The sequence below is a fragment of the Rhodoferax sp. genome (assembly GCF_028688795.1).
In the GTDB taxonomy this organism is placed as follows: Bacteria; Pseudomonadota; Gammaproteobacteria; order Burkholderiales; family Burkholderiaceae_C; genus Rhodoferax.
On record NZ_JAQTXM010000040.1, the window covers coordinates 22,238 to 28,375 of the forward strand.

Sequence of the window (6,138 nt, forward strand, 5' to 3'; positions counted from 1 at the left end):
TCACTGCACAAACATCAGCCGACTCTATGCCTTCCGCTGGATTGAAAACTGACCTTGAATCGCAGGCCCAGATTTGGAGTCAATCTTTTGCTCTATTATCTATTCGCCATTGCTTAGGGCTTGGCCTCTTGCTCCATCGTAAAAAGCACTTCCACTCGACGATTTTTTGGATTTGAAGGCTCTGTGCCAATCAAGGGTTTCGACTCACCGTAACCTGCCACGACGATGCGCCGCGCGGCATCAGCATCCAAAGCGCCAATCAAATACCGCCTTGCTTCTCGTGCACGCGCGGCCGAGAGTGTGAAATTGTCGTCATACACCGTGCAAAAGCGCTGATAGTCAACCACTGGACTTTTAACGGGCAAATTGTCCGTATAGCCCTCAACAAAGATACGTGCTTTTGGGTTTTCGCGCAAAAAATCTTCCAAATATTTTTGCACAGACTCCACCGCTGCACGTGCCTCCGGTTTGAGGCAAGCACTCCCGCGCTCAAAAACTCCGTCACGCAGCGTCATTCGATTGGTTCGTGTGTCGAGGGAAATGAACTCTGTTGCACTCTTCGTGTTGATCATCGTATTCAGAGACTGCATCATCTTGGTAACAGGATCGTTTTTTGACTCTTTTGATTTGGCAAGCTCCTCTTTATATGCAATTTCGCTCGCATTTTTCTGGAGCACAGATACCACCAGCATCAACATAACCACGGCCATCACACCCGCCATCAAGTCGGATATTGCAATCCATTCGCTGGGTTTATCTTTCATGATTGAGTTTCTGCACTAGATTTGATTCGATGATCCGTGTCTGAAACTGTTTTCAAATGGCGAAGAGTGTCGTCACCCAGTTTTTGAACTAGCGCTGTCGTCGCTTTAACATGCTCATTTAGCATGTCAGTAGATCGCTGAATCCTTTCAGCAACCTCTATTTGAATTTTCAATGACTTCTCAAATTGAATTTCTTGCCTTGCATCCCGTTTGGACAAATCTGTCCGCAGTGTTTTGGCTTCATCCAATAACGGTTGATTCTGAGCATGCAATGTTTTGAGCGGTTCGAGCGCTGGTAATAAATCACCCATTTGAGGAACAATGGTTTCGAGTGATTTTCCAATTGAAACCATACGTCGACCAGAGTCTGAAACCGCTTGTAAACCGCTGCGAATATCTTCACCTAGTTTCTGAACCAACTCTGTCGTAGCTGTGACGTTCTCGTTGAGTGTGTCACTTGAGCGTCGGAACAATACAGCGCCCTCTTCCTGAATTTTCAGCGACTTCCCAATAGAGTCTTTTACACCGTTCATTGTTACGGTTACGTCTTGTGAGAGCACACCCAGTGCAGCTGAAATTTCAAGCGTTGCCTTGCCGAGTTCCTTGGTTCCTTGTTCCAACGTTCGCGCCGCTTGTTCACTCATGTCATTGATAGCTGCACTAAGGTCAGTTCGTACATCACCGAGCACTTGTTTAAACTGGGTGCTGAATTCATCTACAGCTTTGACCAAACTGCTACCTGCAACCCCCACTTCGTGAGCACCATCGGCCATTTTGTTACTTGCCGCTGACATGTCTTTGATGATGGTTTGGGTACTATTGACAAAACCAGCCATCGCTTCACTGCTGGCTTGTGTTGCAGCGTTAATGCTCGCTAAATCCGCACGAACACCTTGAATGCTTTGTTCAAGCACCTGCTTCATTATTGCGTTATCGCTTTGTATGGCTGTATTGATGCTTGCCAAGTCACCACGCACGGTTTGTATCCCTTTTCCCAAAAACTGCAAAGTTTGTTGATGGTGAGCTTTTTGACTCTCTGACAGTTTTTCAAGGTTTAGAGAAAAACCCTGAACAATCTGCCCGGCAGCTTGATTGATTTGCGCAAACAGTGTCTGCTGCTTATTTAACTCCGTTGCCTGCGCTTGCGCCTTGCGGCGCTCCAGTTCTGCTTTTACTTTACGAATAACCCAGGTAAGGCGTTTTTCCTCAAATCCCAGCCAACTGCTCCACACTTTGAGCAACAGAAAAAATGCAATGCCCCAAGTAGATGTTTTGAATTTGGTGCCCAAGCCCTGCATCATGCTCAGCAGATCCTGCATACTGTTGGCAGTACCAGTAGCACTGATTGCATTGGATTGCCCCAAAATATTCGATGCATGATTCAGTGCCAGTCCTAGTCCTAAGAAAGTACCTAACAAACCCACCACTAGCAACATGCCGGGCATTATTTCTGCCAATTTTTCAGATTTTGTTGCTACGGCGTGCCAAAGATCGGTAACGCTGCCATGGTCAATATCGAGATCATCACTGTAGTCATCAGGTGTACCGTTATTCCAATTTTTTTCCCACGCCGCATCTTTGGCATTCAATAGAGTGGAGAAAATGGTGCCAAAGAACATGACTAAGATAAGAATGAAAAAACTCAATTGCAGCGGCTCTAGCTGCGGGGCTATAAAACCCAATAATTCGCTGATGTTCATGCTGTCACTTCTAATAAACCCTTCATCCGGGTCTTGGATTCATTTTTAAAGATATTGGCGTAATCCGTTAGCAAAGATTGATCTTCTTTATTTAGCTGACTAAAGGGCATGTCAGTTTGTGCACAGTCAATCAGCAGCTTGCCAATGTGTGTGCCTTCTTCAAGCAGGTAGGCTCTGTCTTCGGCCTCGATTTGTTCTGGGGTTTTCTCCAGCACTTGCAAAAGCCCTTCCGCTGCACCTACATACCGCTCCATATCACGCTGACGAGTTGCTAGGCTAGTGAGAGCCTCTTTTTGTTTGGGTAATCCAACTTCCAGCGCTGCAAGTTGCTGCATTTCTTCGGCAGAGAGTTCGCTTTGAATCTCCTTCGCACCCAAGAGATATTTGTAAAGGGTAGTTTCTTTCGATAAAGCTTTGTTGTCTTGCGCCCATTGCTTATCCAAAACCTCGGCACGCTTAGCCCAAGAGGCAATAAGCTCCTCAAACACAAACGGTAGAAGTTTCTTCCCATGAATTTCAGTCAGCACGCGATCTAAGCGCAGCGCCGCATTATTTGAAAGCTCCGGGTTTGCCTTGATCAGATCGGATGCAATGCGTACCAAAAAGATGTCGTCAGCGCTGATGTCATCCACGGTTTTGGCGGTACGGAATTTTTGCTCCGCCATCGCCAGCAGTTTTTGCGTGGCACGCAAGCGAAGATAGTGTTCAAAGTCTTCTGGCGCGCTCTTAATCGTTTTATCCAAATCAGCACTGGCAATTTCAAAATCATTAAATACTGAAGCCAATTCAAGTTGGTGTCGTTGTTCTGGTGAAACAACTTCACGCTCGGCAAAACGCAAGTCTTCCTGATACTTTTTGGCCTGTTCCAATTCCTCTTCATTCAGATATTCGTGTTCTTTTTGCTCCTCTTTTTTGTTACCCTGCCAGCGCTGCGCCAGTTTGATTGACCAGTCAATGGCCTGTTGCACTTTTTGGGCAATGGGCGAGTTTTCAAAGGCGGTCAAAGCTCCCAGGCCGTTGTCCAACAGCACCAATGCGCCACTAAGCCAGGGAAAAGTCACAGCTGTGGCATCGGCGGCGGCTTTTAATGCCGTACGTATTTGCGCGACATAGGGCTTGACCGTATCCCACACTTTTTTGACGCCATCCACAAAATTCCCCGCCTTTTCAGCCATCCACCCCACGGCTCGACCTGCCATATCTTTGGCAGTGTTATAGGCGGCACTTACCCCGCGCCCAACTGCGCTGGCGACTGAACTAACGGCGCTACCGACTGAACTTGCGACAGAACTACAAATACTGCCAACTGAACTCCAAAAACCCATGATTTTTCCTTTGAATAAATTTCAACAACACTCAATCCCCAACCCCTAAAAGTCGCCTCCCAGCCTCCGCGCTTGCATTACTGCTGGCAGTTGTACGATCCTGCTGGTGCTTGCCAACATTTCGATTTGCGGTGCGTACATCCGCAATGGCACTCTCCAAATGTGTCCAAAGTACCTTTGGTTCCTTTGGGTTTTCAACCAAAGCACGGGGAAAGGCTGTGCGCAACACGGTACGAATTTCGCGCCCTGATAACCCATCCGATGCAGCAGCGGCACGTTCAATGATGAGAGCACGTTCCTCCTCTAGAGGCACACCAATCACCAGCATACGATTCCAAAGTTGCTTGCGTCCTTCAAAATCCGGCAGTTTGAACTCGATGTGATAACGGATGCGGCTGACAAAAGCGCTGTCGTAGTTCTTGGCAAAGTTGGTGGCAAAAACCACAATGCCATTGAAGCGTTCCAGTTCAATGAGCAGTGTGGAGCGCATGGCATTTATTTCGTTGTCGATGCCCTGCGTAACGGACGAAAGCCGTGCACCCAGCAAAGTGTCGGCCTCGTCAAAAAAGAGCAGTGCATTTTCCGCAGTCGCTGCTTTAAACGCGCTGGCAATGTTTTTTGCCGTGTCACCCACGTATTTGCTTTCAAGCTCAGAAATACCAATGTGGATGTATTGGCGCTTCAGTGTGCCCGCCAGTGCCTCGGCAGCGAGTGTTTTTCCCGTTCCTGGTGGGCCGTAGAGATTCAGAATCATGTTGCGCCCCATGGTGTCCACCGCACCAAATCCCCAATCCGTGTAAATGGTTTTGTGGTGGCGCATTGCTCCAATGGCCTCATCAAACATTCTGCGCGTTTCGGGTGCTAGAACGACTTCGGTTTCTAGCGTAATCCGGGCATCACGCAGTTCATAAGGCGATTGGGTCTCGGTGGGTTGAGGTTCAGTGCTCATAAATTAGAGGTGATAAGCTTGCCCAAAAATGCGGGATGCAGGTGATAGAGAGCATTGGTTTTTTCCAGCTGCAAAAACGCAAAACCCTCGTTGAGGTCGCGTTAAATGGCACGCAGGTTGACGTTGAATTCTTCGGCGAGCGCCTTGGGGCCAAGCTTTTCGCCCTGATTCAGCTTTTTCACAATCTGAATCAGACGGTAACCAAAGGAGTCGTGATCAGATGTTTTTACGGAGGACATGTTGGGTGGTCTTGAAAGGAATCAATCAAGGTTAACCAACGCCCACGACAGGTGATGTCGTTTTAGATGCCTATAAGAAAACTTTTTCATTTTTATATCCCCGCCTCTTCAAGAGATTGCCTAGCAATAGACGGCAACGCAACGACTGGAGGGAACTTGGTCATGTATACCCAAGTGCAACCCAGATATCACTTCCAGTGGTGACAGTTACTGGGATAGGGTCCGAGGCTTTGCGTCCGAAGCGTTCGCTTCGTTTGCCAATGAAAATAAGTGTAACGAGTAATCATCAGTACCCATTACGGAATGCCGATATACACTACCGAATTTATACAAGGAACTGCTGGCGGCACTTCAATCTGATCACCGTTCAGTAATCATTCAAGTGAAAATCAACGCACTACATTTATCCACGGGGTGCCTGCCCTATGACGCGACGATGCAACAGGTTCAAACGTTCCCCCAGCATAAGCCAAGCCTCTCGCATTGGGCCTTCGTAGCTGGCACGCTGATAGATACGCTTTAGCTTGTTTGGCTCAGTGTGATTGAGACACTTTTCGACGACATCCGGTAACACGCCCAGTTGCACCATCATGGTCGCCGCCGTGCGGCGCAGGTCATGCGGTACCCAGCGGCCGCCAGGTAACTCCAGTGCGTGGGCATCTTGTGAACGGTTCTTCAAAATGGGCTTGTCATAACGCTGGCGATCACCCACCTGCTTGGTCGTGCTTTTTGGGCAAACAGATGCATTCAGTTCAGTATTAGGGAACAACCACGGGGTGACACCTGTCATTGAGTGCAGGAATTTAAATTGCATCAGGGCAAAGTCACTGAGAGAAATGGTGTGGAGTTTCCCATTTTTGGCGACAGAGGCCGGTATGGTCCAATTGCGCCGCTCAAAATCAACGTGAGACCAATGGGCAAGCAGCGTTTCGCCGATGCGGGAAGCCGTGCTGAGCTGAATCATCAGTGCCATTCTGGATGTCTCGGCCAGACCTGACAAGGGAAGTTTCTGAAAAAACTCAATGACCTCAGCTTCTGTCAGCACCCGCTCACGCTCTGTGCTGGCTCCGAGCTTGGCCTTACGGATGACAGCAGTCGGGTCAGCCAGCAGGTAATCTCGTTCCAACGCCCAGCCAAACATCTGGCGCATGTCTGACAACG

Annotated in this window: 6 protein-coding genes and 1 riboswitch; all 6 genes read right to left on the bottom strand. The window is 48.5% G+C overall.

Annotation, left to right across the window (positions count from 1 at the left end):
• Nucleotides 1-113: 113 nt before the first annotated feature.
• Entirely contained in the window at nt 114-764 is a 651-nt protein-coding gene (locus tag PHQ58_RS20795) for an OmpA family protein (RefSeq protein ID WP_300115191.1), read from the bottom strand.
• Nucleotides 761-2,464 carry a hypothetical protein gene (locus PHQ58_RS20800; protein ID WP_300115194.1) on the bottom strand — a complete coding sequence of 568 codons (1,704 nt, stop codon included), beginning with the start codon at nt 2,462-2,464 and terminating at the stop codon, nt 761-763. The genes PHQ58_RS20795 and PHQ58_RS20800 overlap by 4 nt, the downstream gene beginning before the upstream one ends.
• Nucleotides 2,461-3,789: a hypothetical protein gene (locus PHQ58_RS20805; RefSeq protein ID WP_300115197.1), complete on the bottom strand. Its 1,329-nt coding sequence runs from the start codon at nt 3,787-3,789 to the stop codon at nt 2,461-2,463. The genes PHQ58_RS20800 and PHQ58_RS20805 overlap by 4 nt, the downstream gene beginning before the upstream one ends.
• Nucleotides 3,790-3,820: 31 nt before the next feature.
• A complete protein-coding gene (locus tag PHQ58_RS20810) occupies nt 3,821-4,738 on the bottom strand; it encodes an AAA family ATPase (RefSeq protein WP_300115200.1) in 918 nt (305 codons plus the stop codon).
• A gap of 101 nt (nt 4,739-4,839) precedes the next feature.
• A complete protein-coding gene (locus PHQ58_RS20815; protein WP_300115203.1) occupies nt 4,840-4,977 on the bottom strand; it encodes a hypothetical protein in 138 nt (45 codons plus the stop codon).
• A gap of 172 nt (nt 4,978-5,149) precedes the next feature.
• A riboswitch (cyclic di-GMP riboswitch) is annotated at nt 5,150-5,246 on the bottom strand.
• A 134-nt stretch (nt 5,247-5,380) separates the two neighbouring features.
• A partial coding sequence (locus PHQ58_RS20820) for a site-specific integrase (protein WP_300115206.1) occupies nt 5,381-6,138 on the bottom strand: 758 nt, incomplete at its 5' end.